Here is a 19,680-nt window from a genome sequence, read left to right as displayed (position 1 = left end):
TCCCCTGCCGGCCCACTTTGGCCGGGCCGGCGCACTTACTCAACCAATTAAAGCAAGCATCAGAAAATCAACCCAGTACCCTAAGGGCCAATTGGTACCACCTTCCAAAGATGGCACGCTGGCCGGCTTGCCCACGCTGCTTCTTCCCTGTTGAACGGCCCTAAGCCGGGCGCTATTCAAGCTCCTGCACTGCGCCGCTGAAGTATTCGCGGGGCGTCTGGTCGGTCTGCTTTTTAAAGGCCCGGTTGAAGGCCGTTTTGGAGTTGAAGCCTACCTCAAAGGCCAGGCTGAGCAGGGTAAACTGCCGGGCGCGGGGGTCGTCCATGCGCTGCTTCAGGGCCTCGACGCGGTAGGAGTTGACAAAGTCGAAGAAGTTCTTGCCGAAGCCCTCGTTGATAACCCGCGACAGCACGTGGGGCGGCAGCTGCAGGCCGGCGGCCAGCTCGTGTATGGTCAGGCTGGGGTTGGTGTAGGGCCGGTGCTGGGCCATGTAGGCAGCCACGGCTTGCACCTGGGCGTCGAGGTCGGGCAAGGGAGCGGGCCGGGCAGCGGCGCGGGGGGCTGGCTCCTGCGGTACGGCATATGGCACCGGGCTGGGCGCGGGCTCCATACTGCCCGGCTCAGGCTTGGCCGGCACTGGTTCCAGCTCCGGGACAGTTGCCAGGGCCGGAGCTGCCGGCTCCAGGCGCAGCTTGAAAATTTCGGGCTGGTGAATGGCCACGTAGCCCAGGAAGTAAGGTATGGTCGAAAATGCCAGCCAGATGATGTCGACGTTGCGGTCGGCTATGGTGTAGACGTCGAAGGCTACGAAGCGGCTGGCCAGCACCACCCCGAACAGGAAGGCCCACAAGCCCAGGCATACAGCCTGAATGCCGAGCACCGCCTTGAGGTAGCTCAGGTTTTGCTCGAACGACACGCTGGCCTGGTACTGCCGGGTGTAGGCCTCAATGCTGCGGCGGCTGGCCAGCCAGTAGGCTGCGTTGCTGAGCAGGGCCGCCAGCCCGGCCCCCAGCAGCACCCCGCGCAGCACCGGGTCGTGGCTGACGAGCTTGATTTGGAAGTCATAGCCATCGAGCAAAAAGTACGGCAGGTAAGCCAGCAGCTGCAGGCCGGCGGGCAGGAAGTGCAGGGCCCAGCGCCGCCCGGGAATCTGCTCGGCAAACAGCAGGCGCCGGATGTAGAAGTAAAACAGCGGGCCGTAGAGAAACCAGATGAAGTCGGGCACCAGCATGAGCTTGGGCAGGGCATTGGCCACCTCGCGGTAACCGCTCACCACCTTCACCAGCGTGAGCAGGGCCGAGATGCCCAGCAGCAGCAGCAGCCAGCGGTTGGCCGCCCGGTTGTAGTGCTGAATGCTGGGTATGGCCACCAGCAGCAGCAGGCCCTGAAAGCAGGAAAAGAGCAGCAGCAGGTCGTAGAGCGAGTAAAACTGAAAGGTGCCGCTCAGGTCTTCCCAGCTGCGAATGCGGATTTCAATGGGCCCGGAGCGGGCCTCGGCGGCCGTCGCCACCCGGTTTTCGCGCACCTCCCCGCTTCCACTTCCCTCTGTCGACGCCCAACTGCCGCGCGTCACCTTGTACTCCAGGCGGGTTTGGCTGCTGGGCACGGCCACCTCCCAGCTGCCGTCGGCCTGCCGGCGGAAGCGAAAGCGCGCATCGGCCGGCTGCCAGCGGTTGAACGAGCCCACCAGGTAGAGTGCGGCATCGTGCGGGGTATTAGCCGGCAGGCTGGTGATTACGAAGTGGTAGGTATGCGCCGACGTGGTCTGGGCGCTGCCTGTGCCGGTGCCCGCCATCAGCAGGGCAAACAGAGCAAGCAGCAGGCCGCGGAAAAAGTGCATGAGTGAGGCAGATTGCAGTATATTAATTAGCAATTAGTAATTAATAATTAGTAATTAACAATTTACAAGAATGGAGAACTGAACCATAACTCATAACTCATAACTCATAACTCATAACTCATAACTCATAACTCATAACTCATAACTCATAACTCATAACTCATAACTCATAACTAACTACATTCCCACGGCCGCTTCAAACGGCGGAATTTCGGCCAGGCGCTGGTTGCTACGCGTTTCAAAGTTCACGCGCCAGCAGTAATGCACCAGGCCGTTGGTGAGCAGCAGCAGGGGGGCGCCGATGGTTTGGTTGTAGGTGGTGGCCTGGCGGGCGGTTTCGGCGGTGATGGGCACCGTGGGGGCCTTGCACTCCACCAGCAGCAGGGGCTGGCCCTGGTGGTTGAGGGCCAGCAGGTCGGTGCGCTTCTGGCGCTGGTTGTAGCGCAGGCCGCGCTCCAGGGCCAGCAGGCCGCGGGGGTAGCCCAGGTGGTCGATGAGGTAGTGCACCACGTGCTGCCGCACCCACTCCTCGGGGGTGAGCACGACGTGCTTGCGGCGCAGCCCGTCCCAGATGAGTGGCTGATTTGTGGCCGATTGCGTAAGTTTGGCTTCGAAAGGCGGCAGGTCAAGGGCTTGCATCACCTCCAAAGGTACCTTTTATCAATGGGTGAATGGGTGAATGGGTGAATGAGTGAATAACTCACAGGGTCGTTCTGTACCCATTCAGTAACCCGAATTCCTTGTCTCAACCCGCAGCTCATTTATCCATTCACCAATTCACCCATTCACCCATTGCCCCATTGAACCATTGACCTTATGAAAACCAAAGAGGAAATTGTAAATAACTGGCTGCCGCGCTACACCGGCGTGCCGCTGAGCGACTTCGGGCAGTACGTGCTGCTCACCAACTTCAGCAACTACGTGTACATGTTTGCCGAGCAGTTTGGCTGCGAGGTGCGGGGCACCGACAAGCCCATGCAGACGGCTACGGCCCACGGCATCACCATCGTCAACTTCGGCATGGGCTCGCCCATGGCCGCCACGGTGATGGACCTGCTGAGCGCCATCAAGCCCAAGGCGGCCCTGTTCCTGGGCAAGTGCGGCGGCCTGAAGAAAACCAAGCTCGGCGACCTGGTGCTGCCCATCGCGGCCATCCGCGGCGATGGTACTTCCGACGACTACCTGCCCAAGGAAGTGCCCGCCCTGCCCTCCTTCCGCTTGCAGCGGGCCGTGAGCAGCATGATTAAAAAGCACGAGCTCGACTACTTCACCGGCACGGTGTACACCACCAACCGCCGCGTGTGGGAGCATGACGCCGAGTTCAAGGACTACCTGCGCCGCATCCGGGCCCTGGCTGTGGACATGGAAACCGCTACCATTTTCGTTTGCGGCTTCATGAACGACATTCCGCATGGCGCCCTGCTGCTGGTGAGCGACAACCCGATGACACCCGAGGGCGTGAAAACCTCTGAATCGGACTCGAAGGTAACGACCAACTTCGTGAAGCAGCACCTGCAGATTGGCATCGAAAGCCTGCAGGAGCTGCAAAACTCCGGGGAGTCGGTAAAGCACATGCGCTTCGAATAATCGCTGATTGCCGCTGATTTAACTGATTTCGCTGATTTTTTGGCACGTCATGCTGTAGCAGCGCGTCATGCCGCACCAATAGAACGTCATGCTGAGCATTCTGCGCATCAAGCAGAGACGAAGCATCTTGCCCGCAGCAGCAATCCAATCGAATGGAGTTGCTGCTGCGGGCAAGATGCTTCACTTCGCTCAGCATGACGTTCTTTTTCATTTAGCCTTTTAAAAGCAACGCATTGACCGTCAATACCAAATTCAGCCTCGCCGCCAGCCTGGCCCTGGGCTTACTGGCCAGCTGCGGCAACAACCGCGAAAAAGTAGACCTGCTGGTGACCAACGCCACGGTGTACACCGTGGACTCCACCTTTTCCAAAGCCCAGGCCTTTGCCGTGAAGGATGGCCGGTTCGTGGCCGTGGGCAGCACCGCCGACCTGCAGGGCCGCTTTGAGGCTGCCGAGCAAGTGGATGCCCAAGGACAGTTTATCTACCCCGGCTTTTACGACGCGCACTGCCACTTCTACCGCTACTCCCTGGGCTTGAGCAGCGCCAACCTGGTGGGCACGGCCTCCTGGGCCGAGGTGGTGCAGCAGCTGCAGGCCCAGCGCCGGCAGTACCCGCAGGCCGCCTGGCTCACGGGCCGGGGCTGGGACCAGAACGACTGGCCCGGCAAGCAGTTCCCCACCAAAGACACCCTGGACCGGCTGTTTCCCGATGTGCCCGTGCTCATCACCCGCGTGGACGGGCACGCTGCGCTGGCCAACCAGAAAGCCCTGGACCTGGCCGGCGTCACGGCCCGCACGCCCATCAGCGGCGGCGTGATTGCGCGCAACGCCCAGGGCAAGCTCACCGGCCTGCTTGTCGATAACGCGACCAAGCTTGTGAGCAGCAAGATTCCCGAGCCCACGCCCGCCGAAGCCGCCACCCTGCTGCTGCAGGGCCAGGAAAAGTGCCTGGCCGTGGGCCTGACCAGCCTCGCCGACGCTGGCCTGGACCGCGCCAACATCGAGCAGATGGCCACCCTACAGAAGGACGGCAAGCTGCACCTGCGTCTCTACGCCATGCTCAACCCCACGGCGCCCAACAAGGAGCATTACCTGAAAAGCGGCCCGGTGCAAACCGACCAGCTCAGCGTCAGCTCTTTTAAGGTGTATGCCGACGGGGCCCTGGGCTCGCGCGGGGCCTGCCTGGTGCATCCCTACGCCGACCGGCCCAAGGAAACCGGCTTCCTGCTTTCCACGGAAAAAGAATTTCGGGCCCTGGCAAAAGAGCTGGCGGCCAGCAAGTTTCAGATGAACACCCACGCTATTGGCGACTCAGCCAACCGGCTTATTCTCAACATCTACGGCGAGGCCCTGGCCGGGCAGAAAGACCGGCGCTGGCGCATCGAGCACGCCCAGGTGGTGACGCCCGCCGACATGCCCAAGTTCGGGCAGTTTGGCATCGTGCCCTCGGTGCAGCCCACCCACGCCACGTCCGACATGTACTGGGCCGGCGAGCGGCTGGGTGCCCAGCGCGTGAAAACCGCCTACGCCTACCGCGAGCTGCTGAAGCAGTACGGGCAGCTGGCCCTGGGCTCCGACTTCCCCGTCGAAGACATCAACCCGCTGTACGGCTTTCACTCGGCCGTAGCGCGCCAGGATGCCAAAAACTATCCCAGCGGCGGCTTCCAGCCCGAAAACGCCATTTCCCGCGAAGCTGCCCTGCGCGGCATGACCACCTGGGCCGCCCACGCCGGCTTCGAGGAAAAGCGCAAAGGCCAGATAAAGCCCGGCCTACTGGCCGACTTCGTGGTATTGAGCGCCGACCTGCTCACCGCCCCCGCCGAAAAGCTGCGCACCCTACCCGTGCAGCAGACGTGGATAGGCGGGAAAAAGGTGTTTTCGGTGAAATGATGCGGAAAGCCGTGTCATTGCGAGCGTAGCGAAGTGGAGCGCGGCAATCCTTCCTCTAGCACACAGTCGCTTTGAGATGTGACCAATAAAAAAGCCCTGCCATCCATTCAGGCAACAGGGCTTTTCACAATAGAAGACTGGTCGCTCAGAGAGGAAGGATTGCCACGTTTCGCTCGCCATGATAGAGGCCGAACGCACCAGCCCATCACCTACCCCTGCGGTCCCTCATCAGCCGAGTTGCCGTAGATGGCAGCAGAATTAATCCTCCTATGAACTATGTCCGACACAAACGCTGACTTCTTCTCTGACTTTCCCTCTGATTCCATGTATCAGGAAGCAAAGCGCGTCAAACAGGGTTTGCAAACAATCGACCAACGCTTTGAACCATTAGCCAGCTGGATTTCGCAAGAGTATAGTGTATCGGTACTACATATCTCTAGGAAATTCCAAAGGCACTCAAAAAAACTCAGCCTTTACATTTACCTGAATTCAAATGAAGACAAAACAACATTATATCAAGGCGGTCAGGATTGGAAAGAAAAAGATGTAGACAAAGAAACAGCAATAGCGCACAAGTATATTGAACTAGCGAGCAAACAGAAGCCCGTCATCAACTTGCAGTTTCATACTATTTTTAACAGGTTGCCAATTAGGGATGATATTTATGTCGTCTATTTCAGTTTAGAAGAATCTGCGGTTTCAGAAGCCAATGAAAGCATTCCTCGGGAGAAGATTGACACTTTACAAAGGGCATTTGCAGACAACAGAATCTGGCTTTTTTCTCGTTGTTTTTACAGCACAACCCTTTTTGTTTTTACCGATGAGCAAAAGGCGGAACTTAAGAAAGAAGCCATTTTTAAAACAATAGAAGACAGCTACTTTGACTTACTAAAGCAGTATGACGAATTCAATTATTGGACCAGGCACCGTTTTGGGCTTCACATTCAATCAAAAGAAACCCTTGACAGAAATCATGAGGGCAGCTTTTTTTATTATTACAGGTAAACAGGTCGCACTACAACTGTTCGCAGCCTACTAATATGAAAAGCCCTGCCGTCAATACTGGCGACAGGGCTTTTTACATTAGTAGGTTGGTCGCTCAGAGAGGACAGATTGCCACGGGCTGCGCCCTCGCAATGACACGTTTGTTCAGCACCTCAAAAAATCAACACATTACCCCTGCGGGTTCTCATCGGCTGAGCCGCCGTAGATGGCGGGCACGGGGATGTCGAGCAGGCGCAGGTACACGCTCATCTGGCCGCGGTGGTGGATGAGATGGTTGAGCACCAGCACCCGGGCTACGGCCGTGCGGGGGATGGTTATGAACACCTGCTCGCCGCGGCGCATGGTCCACATATCGTGGAAGGTGGCGTCGTCGACACCAGCAAGGGCTTGCTGGATGTTCTCGGCGTTGAGGTCGAAGCGGCGTAGCACCTCGTCGGTTTCGGTGGGCGAGGCAGGGAACTGCACCGTGGCCATGTCGGTCTCGGGGCCCTGCAGCGACATCTGCAGGAAGCCTACCAGGTTGGCCATGTGCGAAGCCAGGGTGCCCAGGCTCATGCTTTTGGGATGCGGCTTCCAGCCAAACTGTTCGGTGGGCACGCGCTCGAGCAGGCGGCGGGTGAGGGCGAGCTCGCGCTTGAGCTCCTGGCCCAGGGCGGTTTGCAGGGAGGGGGCAGCGGTGGCGGTATCGGGCATAAACGGGAAGGATTAGGTGGGCTTTGGGTTAGCAAAATGGCTTGCTTCAGGCAGAGACGCAAGCGCGCCGGTTTTACTTTGGCGTGGCCGGCGTGCTGGCCGTGGCTGATGCCGGCGGGGGGCCCGGCACCGTGGCTTCGGAAGGCCCAGTGGCTTCGCGCAGCTTTTTGCCGCGCAGGGTGAGCAGGAAGCCCAGGCCCAGGATGAAGAACACGATGAGCGACAGAATGCTGTTGCGCATGGAGCCCGTGAGCTGGGCAATAATGCCGAAAACAGCCGTGCCGATGACGATGCTGAGCTTTTCGGTGACGTCAAAAAAGCTGAAGAAGGCAGCCGTGTTGGGCGTGTTCTCGGGAATAATCTTGGAGTAGGTGCTGCGCGACAGGCTTTGGATGGCGCCCATCGTCAGGCCAATGATGGAAGCCAGGGCAAAGAAGCTCCAGCCCTTTTGCACAAAGTAGCCGCCAATGCATATCAGCATCCAGATAAAAACGGCCCAGCTAAGGGCCCGGGTGTTGCCGATACGGTCCGAAAGCTTGGCAAACAGGTAAGCCCCGAGAATACCTACCAGCTGCAGCAGCAGAATGGTAATGATGAGCTCCTTGCTTTCCAGATTGAGCACTTTGTCGCCGAAAATAGTGGCCACGTACATCACCGTCTGCACCCCCATGTTGTAGGTGAAGTATGCCAGCAGAAAGCGCTTGAGGTTGGGCAGCTGGTTAAGCTGAGCCCACACCTTGCCCAGCTCGCGGAAGCCGTTGAGTAGCCAGCCGCCCTCGGTGACGGCACCGGCGGGCCGGCCCGGGTCGGCCGGCAGGGTGAAGAAGGGAATCTGGGCAAAGCCTACCCACCAGAGGCCGGTGAGCAGAAAGCTGAGGCGCGTGGCGTGGCCTTTGGCCAGGCCAAACATTTCGTGGCCTTCAATAAGCACCAGGCATAGCACGAGCAGCAGCACCGAGCCGATGTAGCCCATGGAAAAGCCGCGGGCGGAAAGCGAGTCGTACTTCTCCTCGCTGCTGATATCCGGCAGATAGGAATTGTAGAACACGATGCTGCCGGAAAAGCCCACCGTGGCCAGGATGAAGACAAACGTGGAAACGGTGAGGGTATCCTTGGTGAAAAAATAAAGCCCGGCGCAGGCTGCGGCCCCGAGGTAGCAGAAAAACTGGAGAAACAGCTTTTTGCGACCCGAAAAGTCAGCCAGCGAAGTCAGAAACGGGCTAACCAGCGCGATGAGCAGGAAGGCCGCCGAAATGGCATAGGTCAGCAGCGAAGACCCCGGCACCTTGAAGCCCAGGAAGTCCACTATGTCGGTGGGGTTGATGTCTTTGGTTACGGCGCCCCAGTAAATGGGAAAGATGCTGGAGGTAATAACCAGCGGGTACACTGAGTTGGCCCAGTCGTACATGGCCCAGCCGCGGGTGATGCGCTTGTTGTCTTTTTCAATGGCCGGCGCGGAAGCCGCAACGGCGGTGCTGGAGGTTGACATTGCAGGGGAAGAGTGGTAAGTGGTGGGCAAGATAGCGGAGTTGCCCTGAACCCCTCCCCTGCCCACGAAGCGTCATGTGCGAAACCAGACAGGCGGGGTAAGCCGGAAATGAGATGCCGGCCAGGTCTGCATTGTGGTTGGATGGCCTTACTATAGTTTCCAGGTTGTGCCCCCCTTTAAGGCGTTAAAAGGCATAACGGTCTTTTAGCGCGGTTGCGCGGTGGGTGTAGCGTGGACTCTGCGAGTCCGCGCGTGTGAACGTTCATCCGCGCGGACTCGCAGAGTCCACGCTACAAATACACTCTGGTCGCCATTACGCTTCGGCTGAGTGCTGCACCAGGGCGTTGTACTGCTCCATGGTGTCTACGTCGACTACGCCGCCGGGAAAATCAACTGCCGCCACATCTGAATAGCGGTGCAGCAGCTCCCGCGCCCCGGCCGGGCCACTCAGCTGACGCAGCTCGCCAAACAGCGCCCGGCTGAACAGGGCCGGCACGCCGCGCACCCCGGCATAAGCCGAAGCCACTACGGGTGGGCGCTCTGGCTGAAACCGGGCAATGAGCTGCTGCAGCACGTCGACGGTCAGCAGGGGCTGGTCGCACACCAGCACCAGCACGGCCTCCAGAGCCGGCGCCCGGGCTTCGAGGTATGCCAGGCCTGCAGCAATGGAGCTGCTCATGCCGTCGGCCCAGCGCAGGTTGCGAACCGCGGCCACCGGCAGCCCCGCTACCTCGGGCAGCAGCTCGTCGTGCAAGGCCCCGGTTACCAGCACCACCGGGCCACAGCCGGTTGCCGACGCTGTTTCCGCCGCGCGGCGCAGCAGGGACTTTCCCTGGAAGGGCAGCAGCTGCTTGGGCTGCCCCAGCCGGGTGGAGGCGCCCGCCGCCAGCAGCAGCACGCCTACCGACTGCATACCGCTACGGCTGTAGGTGTGGCCGGCTGCTCTCCTACCCGGTGCAGCGGAGCGTGAATGGGCAGCGGGGAGTCGCGCAGGAAGCCGGCGGGGCGGCCCGCCGCTACGGCCTGAATTTCCGCCACGATGGAAAGCGCAATTTCCTCCGGGGTTTCGGCGCCCAGGTTCAGCCCCACCGGGCTGTGCAGGGCATCTGCCAGCCGCTGGGCGGCAGTGGGCTCGGTTTGGCTTAGGTCCTGCAGCAGGGTTTGGTACTTTTTGCGTGGCCCCAGCAGGCCGATATAAGGCGGGGGCGCGGCCAGCAGGTGCTGCAGCACGGCCAGGTCGTAGTGGTAGTTGTGGCTCATGAGCAGCACGTAGCTTTCATCGAGGGGCAGCGTGGGCACTTGGGCGATGGGCAGCACGCGCACGGCCACTGCTTCCGGGAAGCGGGTGGGCTGGGCCAGGGCCGGGCGGCCGTCGAGCACCTCCACCTGCCAGCCCAGGCCGGCAGCCAGGCGCACCAGGGGCTGCACGTCGTTGCCGGCGCCAAACACCCGCAGGCGCAGCGGGGGCCGCAGAATTTCCAGGCTCAGCTGCACCGTGCCGGGGCCGGCGGCATAACTGTGGGTGGCGGGCCGGTTTGCAGCCAGGGCTGCCCGCGCATCGGCGAGAATGGTCGCATAAAGGGCCGAAGTGGCCGGCAAGGTGCCCTGCACCAGCCCATCGGCCTGCAGCAGCAGCCGCTGCCCGAGCCGGGCGGGCGCTTGCCCTCCCGCCAGGCTGAATACGGTAGCTACCACGGCCGGGGCCTGCACACCGGCGGCCCAGCTGCGCAGCAGCTCCAGCGCATTGTCGGGGCGGGTGTAGTCCAGAGGCTCCAGCAGAATCTGCACGATGCCCTGGCAGCCCAGGGCCGCTCCAAACTGCAGGTCGTCGGCGGCATCGGTCGAGTCGTAGGTGATGAGCTGGGGCAGCCCACGCTCCAGGCATTGGCGGGCGCGGCGGCGGGCATCGCCCTCCAGGCAGCCCCCACTGATGGAGCCCGTGAGCTGGCCTTCGGCCGTGACCAGCATGCGGGCCCCGGGGCGGCGGTAGGCCGAGCCGGCCACGTCGACCACCGTGGCCAGGGCGCAGGCGCGGCCGACGGCGCGGTGGGCATCGTAAGCCTGGAGGAGGCGTTGCAGCTCGGTCATGGGCGGGGAGTCGGGGTACAGCAGGTGGGGAGTCGGGGTACAGCAGGTAGTGTCCTGCTTGGGAGTACGCCCGCCGTTGGGGTGTGGTTTTATTGGTGCAGCTGCGAACTTTAAGCATTTCCGCAGCTAGTCGCGGGTATCTGAGTATTGCGAAGTAGCTTGCCGGCACCAAGGCGGCAGCTCAATTGCCTGCCGCTGCTTTCTTCTCCTTTTGGCTTTCTGGTAATTATCAGAAAGTTCACCGAAAACAAATGCATGAAAATGGCCAGTATGTACGCAGCCCAGCCACTCAATACAGGACGCCTAAGAATAGGCAGCACGCTTATTATTTCAGTATTAATTCTCGGGCTGCTTCTTTGGAATCATTTTCATGGTGGAGTTCCAAGCCACCATATTCTTCAGCAAAAAGACCTGCCTTCTATTTCTAATTGGTGGGGTGCAATTGTGCTTCCGGCTCTCACCTGGATTCTAGTGGGAAGAACAATAGCAAGAATCGAAAAAAGAGGAGCTCTGAGCTGGCCGGGGCACAAAGCTGTGCTGGTTAAACCTATGCTGCTATTCATATCAGGATTAACACTCGGCGTTTTAATTGCCATCGCATTCACTTTTAATTACACGCCTTTCTTAGACAACATCCCTTACCTCATCCTTCTGCTGAGCCTGGTTGTCCCTATATTTTTTTCCGAATTCATTCTGGGCTTTATCATCGGAATGACCTATACATTCGGCGTCATACTACCCATGGTTTTTATCCTGGTGTTGGCGGCTATCGGATTCGCTGTCTACACCTTTATCAGACCGCTGCTCATAAAATTTCTGAAATTATTCGATAAGCATCCTTCCACCACCCCAGGCAGCTAAAGTGGCCTCGCTCCCGTAGCACAGGACTTTTCTATTGCCACTACTTGCTGCCATGCCCCCTGAAACGAAAGAGCTGACCCTACCACAGCAGCAAGAGCTGCTGCAGGTACTGCAGGCCCGCTTTAAGAAAAACATGGCCCGCCATCAGGGGCTGAATTGGGATGAGATTCAAGCGAGGCTGGAAGAGCGCCCGGAAAAGCTGTGGTCGCTACACGAAATGGAAAGAAGCGGCGGGGAGCCGGACGTAATGGGGTATGACTCCGGCAGCAACGAATACCAGTTTGCAGACTGCTCGGCGGAAAGCCCGCCAGGCCGCCGCAGCGTGTGCTACGACCGGGAGGGGCTGGAATCCAGAAAAGAGCACCGGCCGGCAAATAATGCGGTCGACATGGCGGCGGAAATGGGCATTGAGATGCTCTCAGAAGAGCAATACCGGGCGCTGCAGCAGCTGGGAAAGTTCGACGCTAAAACTTCCAGCTGGCTGAAAACCCCGGACGCCATCCGCAAGCTCGGCGGCGCACTTTACGGCGATTTTCGCTACGGGCAGGTATTCGTGTATCACAACGGTGCCCAGTCGTATTATGCGGCCCGGGGCTTTCGGGGAATGCTCAGGGTTTAGGCAGATAATAATGCTAGCAGTACCTGAGATAACTACCTGCTGCCGTTACCTATTTATCCTCAGCCACAGAAGGCAGGCTGCTGCAGCCAGGCTGTGTACAACGTAGCCCTGCCACACTGAAGGCTGTGGTTATTGCGTTAAGAGTGTTGCCACATAAGCCTACACGATGAAATACTACGCCTCCCTGCTCGCATTTTTGTGTATCCTGTTCTGGAGCTGTAACAGCAAAGCTGATGGTAGTGAAGCCAAGACTAGTTCCGAGAATATCGGCGAAGTTATTGAGCGCTATGCTCCCTTCGATACCACCAGTAAAACCATCCACATATACGTTGCCCTCTGCGACAATAAATACCAGGGCATAGTACCCGTTTCACCGAAGATTGGTAACGGCCAGGACCCCAACACCAACCTTTACTGGGGCTGTGGCAATGGGATACGGACCTATTTTAAAAAGAGCAAAGAATGGACGCTGCTGAAATCTCAAAAAGCCGACTCCATCATCCTTGAAAAGCTTGTCTTTAAACACAAAACCAGGAACTATTACCTGGTCGCTTACGCGTATGATGGCCGGTACATCAAGCAATGCACAAAAGATTTTCTTAGCAGCAGCTGCGGAAAATCCAGGGGCACACTTAGAGTAAATAACACGACAATCGGGGTGGGCGGAAACTCGCAGCTGCTGGCTTACATCGGGCACGACGGCCTGATGGATTTCCGCCTGGCTGATGCCTATCAGAACACGGATAAGAAGAAGCGGAGCGTAATCATTCTGGCCTGCTACAGCAAAAGGTATTTCTCACCTCACTTGAAGGCGGCGAATGTTAATCCGCTGGTGTGGACTTCGGGCTTGATGGCTCCGGAAGCTTATACCATCCATGATGCCATTACTGGCTACTTAAATAACGAGACGAATGAGAACATTAGAACGAGAGCAGCTTTAGCCTACTCCACTTATCAGAAATGCAGCAAGGCAGCAGCAAGAAACCTCTTGGTAACCGGATGGTAAGTAGTTTCCCTCAACGACTTCAGCAGCTCGTACCTAAAGCCAGGCCAGGAAATCTATTCTTGCTCGACAGCCTGGGTGGACTAGCTTCCGCGGCTATGCTGGGCCTGGTTTTACCCCGGCTGGAACACCTGTTCGGGATGCCCCCAAGGGTGCTGTACGTCTTAACAGCAATTGCCTGCGTATTCGCAGCCTATTCATTTATCTGCTTCCTGAGCAAACCCAAAAACCAGGGGCTATTCCTGAGAATTATTGCAGTAGCAAACCTGCTGTATTGCTGCCTCACCATAGGCCTGCTCCTCTATCAGCAGCAGGAAATAACCTTTTGGGGCGTGCTTTATTTCGTACTGGAAATCATAGTAGTCATTGCCTTGTCGGTTGTTGAAATCAGCGCATCTGTTTCTTCTTCCCAATAGCGTTTAAACTGATGTTACGCAGGTGGTGATGATGGCGCGTAACATCAGTTATTTATTGCACCACCGCACTCTATGCCACACTGGCGCCCATCAGCTTTTCCGGGGTAATGGGCAGGCTGCGTACGCGTTTGCCGGTGGCGTTGAAAATGGCGTTGGCCACGGCGGCAGCCACGCCAACGGTGGAAATTTCACCGATGCCTTTCACGCCCATGGCGTTGATGTAGGGGTCTTTCTCCTCCACAAACTCCACCGTCATGTCGGGAATGTCGGCGTTGACGGGAATGTGGTAGCCGGCCAGGTCGGCGTTGGTGTAGCGGGCGTAGCGCTGGTCGCGGATGGTTTCCTCCATCAGCACCGAGCCGATGCCGAACACGGCGCCGCCGATAATCTGGCTGCGGGCGGTTTTGGCGTTGAGGATGCGCCCGGCCCCAATCACGCTCACCCAGCGCGTGACGCGGGCGATGCCCAGCTCCTGGTCGACGCGCACCTCGCAGAAGTGGGCACCGAAGGAGTGCATGGAGTGCCCGGCCTTGTCGTCTTTGTGGCCGGAGTCGGCGGGGCTGGCGGCCAGGCCGGTTTCGTAGCCGGCGCCGTACTTGCCCTGGGCCAGGCCCTCCACGTCGGTCAGCTGGGCGCGGTTCATCAGCTCGGCGAAGTTCTCGCCTTTGGCGGGGCTTTTCTTCAGCTGCAGGCGGCCCTTCACTACTTCCACGTCCTCGGCTTTGGCCTGGAACAGCGGCGACTTCTTATCGGCTGCGGCCTGCTTGATGAGCTTGGCCCACACGTCCTGCACGGCCATGAAGATGGACGACGACACGGTGCCCGCCGCCACGGAGCCGCCGGAGTTGGGCGCCGTGGGCAGGGTGGTGTCGCCCAGCTCAAAGCGCACTTTGTCGGGGGGCAGGCCCAGGGCGTCGGCGGCCACCTGCGTCATCACGGTGTAGGTGCCGGTGCCCAGGTCGGTGGCGCCGCTCTGCACCACGGCGTGGCCGTCGGCGTAGAGGCGCACGCGGGCCGTGCCCTGGGAGTTGTGCACCGGGTAGGTGGCCGTGGCCATGCCCAGGCCCAGCAGGTAGCGGCCGTCGCGGGTGGCGCCGGGCCGGGGGTTGCGCTTGCTCCAGCCAATGAGCTCGGCGCCGCGGGCGTAGCACTGCTTCAGGCTTTTGCTGCTCCAGGGCTTGTCCACGCTGTAGTCTTTGTCGGCGTAGTTGCGCAGGCGGATTTCCAGGGGGTCGAGGTTCAGCTCGTGGGCCAGGTCGTCGAGCAGGGTCTCGATGGCGAAGGAGCCCGGGGCCTCGCCGGGGGCCCGCGTAAACGTGGAAGTCATGACGTTGGCCCGGGCCATGTCGTACTTGGCTTCGAAGTTGGGACAGGCATAGAGCAGGTTGATGACGCGGCTGTTGGGCTCGGCGTAGTTGTCCCAGGGCGAGGTGGTGGACGTTTTGCGGTGAATCAAACTCAGCAGCTTGCCGTCGCGGCTGGCACCCAGTGCCAGGGTCTGGGTCTGGTCTTCGCGGTGGCCCATGCTGGTAAACTGCTGCTGGCGCGTGAGCATAAGCTTTACGGGCCGGCCCACGGCCTTGGCGGCCTGCACCGTGAGCACGGTGTGGGGCCAGCAGGAGCCTTTGCAGCCAAAGCCGCCGCCCAGGTACTTGGTTACCACCCGCACCTGCTCGCGGGGCAGGCCCAGCATCTTGGACAGGGAAGTCTGGGTGCGCGTCACGCCCTGCGTCGATTCATACACCGTGAGACGGTCGGGGGCCTCCCAGTGGGCGGTGGTGGAGCCCGTTTCCATGGGGTTGTGGTGGTACACGGGGTGGGTGAAGGTGCCGCTCAGCTTTACCGGGGCGCTGGCCATGGCGGCCTGGGCATCGCCGCGGCTGGTGTGGCCGGGCTGCTTGCCGTCCTGCACCGCCAGGGGGTCGAACAGCTCGGCCTTGGGGTGGGTGTAGGCCGCCACGGGCGCGGCGGCCTGGTACTTCACGTCGAGCAGGGTGGCGGCGTGCTTGGCCCGCTCCCAGGTGTCGGCCAGCACCAGGGCCACGGGCTGGTTGGCGTAGAAAATCTCATCCGTGGTCAGCGGCATGAACATCATGGGCGCGCTGGTGTCCTTCTTGGCCTCGGGCGTGTTGGGCGTGCGCGCCAGCCGGGGCATATTGAGGTGGGTGAGCACGGCCACCACGCCCGGCTCACGCGTGGCCACGGCTGCATCGATGCTCAGGACGCGGCCTTTGGCGATGGGGCTGGTGGCCAGCACCGCGTACAGCAGCCCGGGCAAGGGAAACTCGGCCGAGTACCGGGCCTTGCCGGTTACTTTCTCGCGGCCATCCACGCGGTCCAGCGGCTGGCCCACCACGCCACCGGGTGTATCAAAGAATTTCGGGTCGGTTTCCATAGGGAGTTGTTTTATTACAAAAATTTAGATGCCCTGCCGCGAAACCCCACCCCCGGCCCCTCCCCAAAAGGGAGGGGAGCCTGACAATTGAGGAAAAAGAAAAAAAGAGAAGCAGCTAGCCTTTTATTACTTTATTTCTAATGCGAAAAAGCCGCCCTCGGAATAGGCTCCCCTCCCCCGGAGGATTCCGCGCAACAAGCGGCGAGGGCCGGGGGTGGGGTTACCCCGCCGCCACATCCATCAAAGCGCGCACCAGCGTCTTCTGGGCCATTTCCACTTTGAACTTGTTGTGTTCGCGGGGGGCGGCCTCGCGCACGGCCAAGGCCGCTGCGCTGCGGAAAGCGGCTTCGGTGGGCGGCTGCCCCACCAGGGCTTTTTCGACGGCGGTGGCGCGCCAGGGCACGGTGCCAACCCCACCCAAGGCCACGCGGGCCGAGCGGATGCTGCCCCCTTGCACGTCCAGCCCCACGGCGGCCGACACCAGGGCAAAGGCGTAGGAGGCGCGGTCGCGCACCTTCAGGTAGAGGGAGCGGCGGGCGTGGGCGGCTTCGGGCACGTGAATGGCCACAATCAGCTCGCCGGGCTCCAGCACGTTTTCGCGCTCGGGGTGGCTGCCGGGCAGCAGGTAGAAGTCGGTGAGGCCGACCTTGCGCTGCTTGCCCTTGGGGTTTTCCAGGGTCAGCACGGCGTCGAGGGCTACCAGGGCCACGGCCAGGTCGGAGGCGTGGGTGGCGATGCAGGCGGGGCTGGTGCCCAGAATGGCCAGGTTGCGGTTGTCGCCGTCCTGGGCCGGGCAGCCCGAGCCGGGCTGGCGCTTGTTGCAGGGAAAGGCCACGTCGCGGAAGTAGCCGCAGCGGGTGCGCTGCAGCAGGTTGCCGCCCAGGCTGGCCATGTTGCGCAGCTGCGGCGAGGCCGAAGCCAGCAGGGCCTGGGCGATGGCCGGGTAGCCCTGCAGCACCAGCGCGCTTTCAGCCGCGTCGCTCATGCGCTCCAGCGCCCCCAGGCGCAGGCCGCCGCCCGTGCTTTCGATGCCCAGCAGCGGCAGGCGGTTGATGTCGACCAGCAGGGAGTGCTGCTCGATGTTGGCCTTCATCAAATCCAGCAGTGAGGTGCCGCCGCCGATGAAGGCGGCCCGCTTGTCGTCCTTCAGGGCGCCGGTGGCTTCTTTAGCGGTGGCGGCAGCTTGGTAGGCGAAGTTGTTCATAGCTAGGGCTTAGGAATTAGTGAATTAGGTTTTAGGTTGATGTTGTTGAGCTTGGTTTGGCAGATGATATGTGCACATTATCTGCTCTAAGCCCTAAAACCTAAGTCCCTAAAACCTGCTGGCCACTTCGCGCACGGCGGCCAGGATGTTGGGGTAGGCGCCGCAGCGGCAGAGGTTGCCGCTCATCCACTCCCGGCACTGGGCGTCGGAAGTGGCGTGGCCTTCTTTCACGCAGGCCACGGCCGACAGTATCTGGCCGGGGGTGCAGTAGCCGCACTGAAAGCCGTCGTGCTTGAGGAAGGCGGCCTGCATGGGGTGCAGCTCCTCCCCTTGCGCCAGGCCTTCGATGGTGGTGATTTCCTTGCCCTGATTCATCACGGCCAGGGTGAGGCAGGAGTTGATGCGGCGGCCATCGACCAGCACGGTGCAGGCGCCGCACTGCCCGTGGTCGCAGCCTTTCTTGGTGCCGGTGAGGTCAAGGTTTTCGCGCAGGGCATCGAGCAGGCTGGTGCGGGGCTCGGCCACGAGGCTGCGCTCGCTGCCGTTTACCTTCAGCCTCATCTCGCTCAGGCCTTCCACCTTTTTGGAGAGGGCCGTGAGCCTGGCGGCCTGGCCGGCCAGCGGCGGGGCCAGCACCACGCCCAGCAGGCCGCCGGTTTGCTTGAGAAAGGAGCGGCGCGAGGGGCCGCTGGGGCCAAAGGTGGCCGGGTCGTGGGGGTTGTCGGGTGGCAGCATAGCTTGAGGATACGCAGATGTGCTGGTTGCTGTTAATCAAAATTTCCGCTTGTCCACTGTTGGGCAGGGGCGAGTGCGCCCCCTTAGGGCGCATGATACTACGCCGACGCCCTACCTGGTCAGCCGCATGGGCAAACTGCTTTTTCAAATAAGCTGGACAAAACCCGCTGGAATCAGCCGCTTTTCCACTTTACTTGCCTGCCTCCATACACCGCCTGCCACAGCTACAACTGCACTTTCTCAGCCGCACTTTTCCAGGAAAGGGCTGCAATGAAATAGCCTACATTTAGGCGTACAACTCATCAAAACCATGAAAAAAGTAACCGGTCTGGGCGGCGTATTCTTTAAATGCAACAACCCACAGGAAATGAACGACTGGTATGCCCGCAACCTGGGGCTGCCGACGACTGAGTACGGCGCCACCTTCGAATGGCGGCAGGCCGACGACTCCGCGAGGAAAGGCAGCACAGCCTGGTGCACCTTCCCGCAGGACAGCCGCTATTTTCAGCCTTCCGCCAAGCCCTTCATGATTAATTACCGGGTTGAAAACCTCGCCGCGCTGGTAGAGGAGCTCCGGCAGAGCAACGTGACCATTGTGGACGAAATAGCGGAGTACGACTACGGCAAGTTCGTCCACATCCTCGACCCCGAGGGCAACATCATTGAGCTATGGGAGCCCGCCGAGGCAGCCGAAGAAGACAGATAGCAGCCTGGTCTCTCCTACCCCCACCGCAGGTAGCGACGCGCCCCCGATTACGCCGGCTCTGGGTTCCCATTCCCCGCCAGAACGAAAACCCACCAGAACAACCAGCCAGCTAAGCCATACCAGCAGCCCCTTCCTGACGAAGTCCTAAAGACGCCAGGCTCCCCTCCCTTTTGGGGAGGAGCCGGGGGTGGGGGTTCGCGCCAGGCTCCCCCTCTCCCGGAGGATTCCGCGCATCAAGCGGCGAGGGCCGGGGGGTGGGGTGAACGGGCCCCCATCCCCTATCTTCCCCACCTCATTCTCTGCCAAAAATGACCTACCCCGACTTTGAAGCCCGCTGGCGCCCGGCCGGTGGCGCTGAGCGTGCCAACTACGGCCTGTTTCTGCAAGACCTCTGCGACCTGCTGGGCCTGCCCCGCCCCGACCCCACCACCGACCAGCCCGCCCAGGATGCCTACGTGCTGGAGCGCGCCGTGCAGTTCAACGACGGGCCCAAGAAAAGCACCGGGCGCATCGACCTCTACAAGCGGGGCTGCTTTATCCTGGAAACCAAGCAGGGCACCGACTCGCCCACGGCCCAGCAGCAGGCCGAAAAAGCCGACCGCGCCGAGCTGGGCCTGGCCCCCGAGAAGCGCCGCAAAGGCCACGCCCTGCGCGGCTCGGTGAAGTGGGAGCAGATGATGCAGGCCGCCCGCCAGCAGGCCCTGGGCTACGTGCGCGCCCTGCCGCCCGACGAGCCCCGACCCCTGTTTGTGCTGGTGGTGGACGTGGGCTACTGCCTCGACGTGTACGCCAACTTCGCCGGGGTGGGCGACTCCTACGTGCCCTTCCCCGACCAGACCCACTTCCGCCTCAAGCTGGACGCCCTGGCCCAGGATAGCACCCGGCAGCTGCTGCGCCAGGTGTGGCTGGAGCCCCGCGCCCTGGACCCCAGCCGCCGCGCCGCCCGCGTGACGCGGGAGCTGGCCGGCCACCTGGCCCGCCTCTCGGCCCAGCTCGAAAAAGCCGGGCACCACTCCGAAGTGGTGGCCCAGTTTCTGGTGCGCTGCCTGTTCACCATGTTTTCGGAAGTGCGATTCGTTCATCCTAAATGGAGCCACAAGCCCAGGGACGGATGGCAAGGAGTAACGCCACCTTCTTGAGGGCGCTACTC

General features: G+C 60.8%; 18 protein-coding genes. 9 read left to right on the top strand and 9 right to left on the bottom strand.

Annotated elements, in window-relative coordinates:
* Window positions 1-172: 172 nt before the first annotated feature.
* Together ABD919_RS09155 and ABD919_RS09150 are read right to left on the bottom strand one after the other, a co-directional pair.
* Window positions 173-1,840 (bottom strand): helix-turn-helix domain-containing protein, encoded by a 1,668-nt coding sequence (locus ABD919_RS09155; protein WP_345235695.1) that lies wholly within the window; start codon window positions 1,838-1,840, stop codon window positions 173-175.
* Window positions 1,841-2,017: 177 nt separating this feature from the next.
* Window positions 2,018-2,479 carry a type I restriction enzyme HsdR N-terminal domain-containing protein gene (locus ABD919_RS09150; protein ID WP_345235837.1) on the bottom strand — a complete coding sequence of 154 codons (462 nt, stop codon included), beginning with the start codon at window positions 2,477-2,479 and terminating at the stop codon, window positions 2,018-2,020.
* A gap of 177 nt (window positions 2,480-2,656) precedes the next feature.
* On the opposite strand from ABD919_RS09150, the gene ABD919_RS09145 reads away from it, so the two are divergent.
* The 3 genes from ABD919_RS09145 (at window position 2,657) to ABD919_RS09135 (ending at window position 6,321) form a co-directional block, all read left to right on the top strand.
* Window positions 2,657-3,427: an AMP nucleosidase gene (locus ABD919_RS09145; protein WP_345235694.1), complete on the top strand. Its 771-nt coding sequence runs from the start codon at window positions 2,657-2,659 to the stop codon at window positions 3,425-3,427.
* 233 nt (window positions 3,428-3,660) lie between these two features.
* Complete coding sequence (locus ABD919_RS09140; protein ID WP_345235693.1) at window positions 3,661-5,316, top strand: amidohydrolase; 1,656 nt, start codon at window positions 3,661-3,663, stop codon at window positions 5,314-5,316.
* Window positions 5,317-5,592: 276 nt separating this feature from the next.
* Window positions 5,593-6,321 carry a hypothetical protein gene (locus ABD919_RS09135; protein WP_345235692.1) on the top strand — a complete coding sequence of 243 codons (729 nt, stop codon included), beginning with the start codon at window positions 5,593-5,595 and terminating at the stop codon, window positions 6,319-6,321.
* A 168-nt stretch (window positions 6,322-6,489) separates the two neighbouring features.
* Here the strand turns inward: ABD919_RS09135 and ABD919_RS09130 are convergent, their stop codons facing one another.
* The 4 genes from ABD919_RS09130 to ABD919_RS09115 all read right to left on the bottom strand — a co-directional run bounded on the left by ABD919_RS09130 (window position 6,490) and on the right by ABD919_RS09115 (window position 10,591).
* Window positions 6,490-7,014 (bottom strand): DinB family protein, encoded by a 525-nt coding sequence (locus ABD919_RS09130; protein ID WP_345235691.1) that lies wholly within the window; start codon window positions 7,012-7,014, stop codon window positions 6,490-6,492.
* Between the two features lie 73 nt (window positions 7,015-7,087).
* Window positions 7,088-8,503, bottom strand: coding sequence for an MFS transporter (locus ABD919_RS09125; protein ID WP_345235690.1), 1,416 nt, complete (start codon window positions 8,501-8,503; stop codon window positions 7,088-7,090).
* Between the two features lie 313 nt (window positions 8,504-8,816).
* A complete protein-coding gene (locus ABD919_RS09120) occupies window positions 8,817-9,416 on the bottom strand; it encodes a nucleotidyltransferase family protein (protein ID WP_345235689.1) in 600 nt (199 codons plus the stop codon).
* Entirely contained in the window at window positions 9,404-10,591 is a 1,188-nt protein-coding gene (locus ABD919_RS09115) for an XdhC family protein (protein WP_345235688.1), read from the bottom strand. Before ABD919_RS09115 ends, ABD919_RS09120 begins: the two co-directional genes overlap by 13 nt.
* A 147-nt stretch (window positions 10,592-10,738) precedes the next feature.
* Here ABD919_RS09115 and ABD919_RS09110 point away from each other — a divergent pair, with 147 nt between their 5' ends.
* The 4 genes from ABD919_RS09110 (at window position 10,739) to ABD919_RS09095 (ending at window position 13,490) form a co-directional block, all read left to right on the top strand.
* Window positions 10,739-11,452 (top strand): hypothetical protein, encoded by a 714-nt coding sequence (locus ABD919_RS09110; RefSeq protein ID WP_345235687.1) that lies wholly within the window; start codon window positions 10,739-10,741, stop codon window positions 11,450-11,452.
* Between the two features lie 52 nt (window positions 11,453-11,504).
* Window positions 11,505-12,071, top strand: coding sequence for a DUF4256 domain-containing protein (locus tag ABD919_RS09105; protein ID WP_345235686.1), 567 nt, complete (start codon window positions 11,505-11,507; stop codon window positions 12,069-12,071).
* A 166-nt stretch (window positions 12,072-12,237) separates the two neighbouring features.
* Window positions 12,238-13,077, top strand: coding sequence for a hypothetical protein (locus ABD919_RS09100; protein ID WP_345235685.1), 840 nt, complete (start codon window positions 12,238-12,240; stop codon window positions 13,075-13,077).
* A gap of 59 nt (window positions 13,078-13,136) precedes the next feature.
* On the top strand, window positions 13,137-13,490 hold the full coding sequence (locus ABD919_RS09095; RefSeq protein ID WP_345235684.1) for a hypothetical protein: 354 nt from the start codon (window positions 13,137-13,139) through the stop codon (window positions 13,488-13,490).
* A gap of 70 nt (window positions 13,491-13,560) precedes the next feature.
* Here ABD919_RS09095 and ABD919_RS09090 read toward each other — a convergent pair whose 3' ends face one another.
* From ABD919_RS09090 to ABD919_RS09080, 3 genes are all read right to left on the bottom strand, one after another.
* Complete coding sequence (locus ABD919_RS09090; protein WP_345235683.1) at window positions 13,561-15,885, bottom strand: xanthine dehydrogenase family protein molybdopterin-binding subunit; 2,325 nt, start codon at window positions 15,883-15,885, stop codon at window positions 13,561-13,563.
* A gap of 220 nt (window positions 15,886-16,105) precedes the next feature.
* Entirely contained in the window at window positions 16,106-17,089 is a 984-nt protein-coding gene (locus ABD919_RS09085) for an FAD binding domain-containing protein (RefSeq protein WP_345235682.1), read from the bottom strand.
* Between the two features lie 108 nt (window positions 17,090-17,197).
* On the bottom strand, window positions 17,198-17,824 hold the full coding sequence (locus ABD919_RS09080) for a (2Fe-2S)-binding protein (RefSeq protein ID WP_345235681.1): 627 nt from the start codon (window positions 17,822-17,824) through the stop codon (window positions 17,198-17,200).
* 310 nt (window positions 17,825-18,134) lie between these two features.
* Here ABD919_RS09080 and ABD919_RS09075 point away from each other — a divergent pair, with 310 nt between their 5' ends.
* Together ABD919_RS09075 and ABD919_RS09070 are read left to right on the top strand one after the other, a co-directional pair.
* On the top strand, window positions 18,135-18,530 hold the full coding sequence (locus tag ABD919_RS09075; RefSeq protein WP_345235680.1) for a VOC family protein: 396 nt from the start codon (window positions 18,135-18,137) through the stop codon (window positions 18,528-18,530).
* A gap of 308 nt (window positions 18,531-18,838) precedes the next feature.
* A complete protein-coding gene (locus tag ABD919_RS09070; protein WP_345235679.1) occupies window positions 18,839-19,669 on the top strand; it encodes a type IIL restriction-modification enzyme MmeI in 831 nt (276 codons plus the stop codon).
* The last annotated feature ends 11 nt before the right edge of the window (window positions 19,670-19,680 follow it).

The sequence above is a fragment of the Hymenobacter saemangeumensis genome, from assembly GCF_039541835.1.
Classification (GTDB): domain Bacteria; phylum Bacteroidota; class Bacteroidia; order Cytophagales; family Hymenobacteraceae; genus Hymenobacter; species Hymenobacter saemangeumensis.
This window is presented reverse-complemented; position numbering and strand designations above follow the sequence as displayed.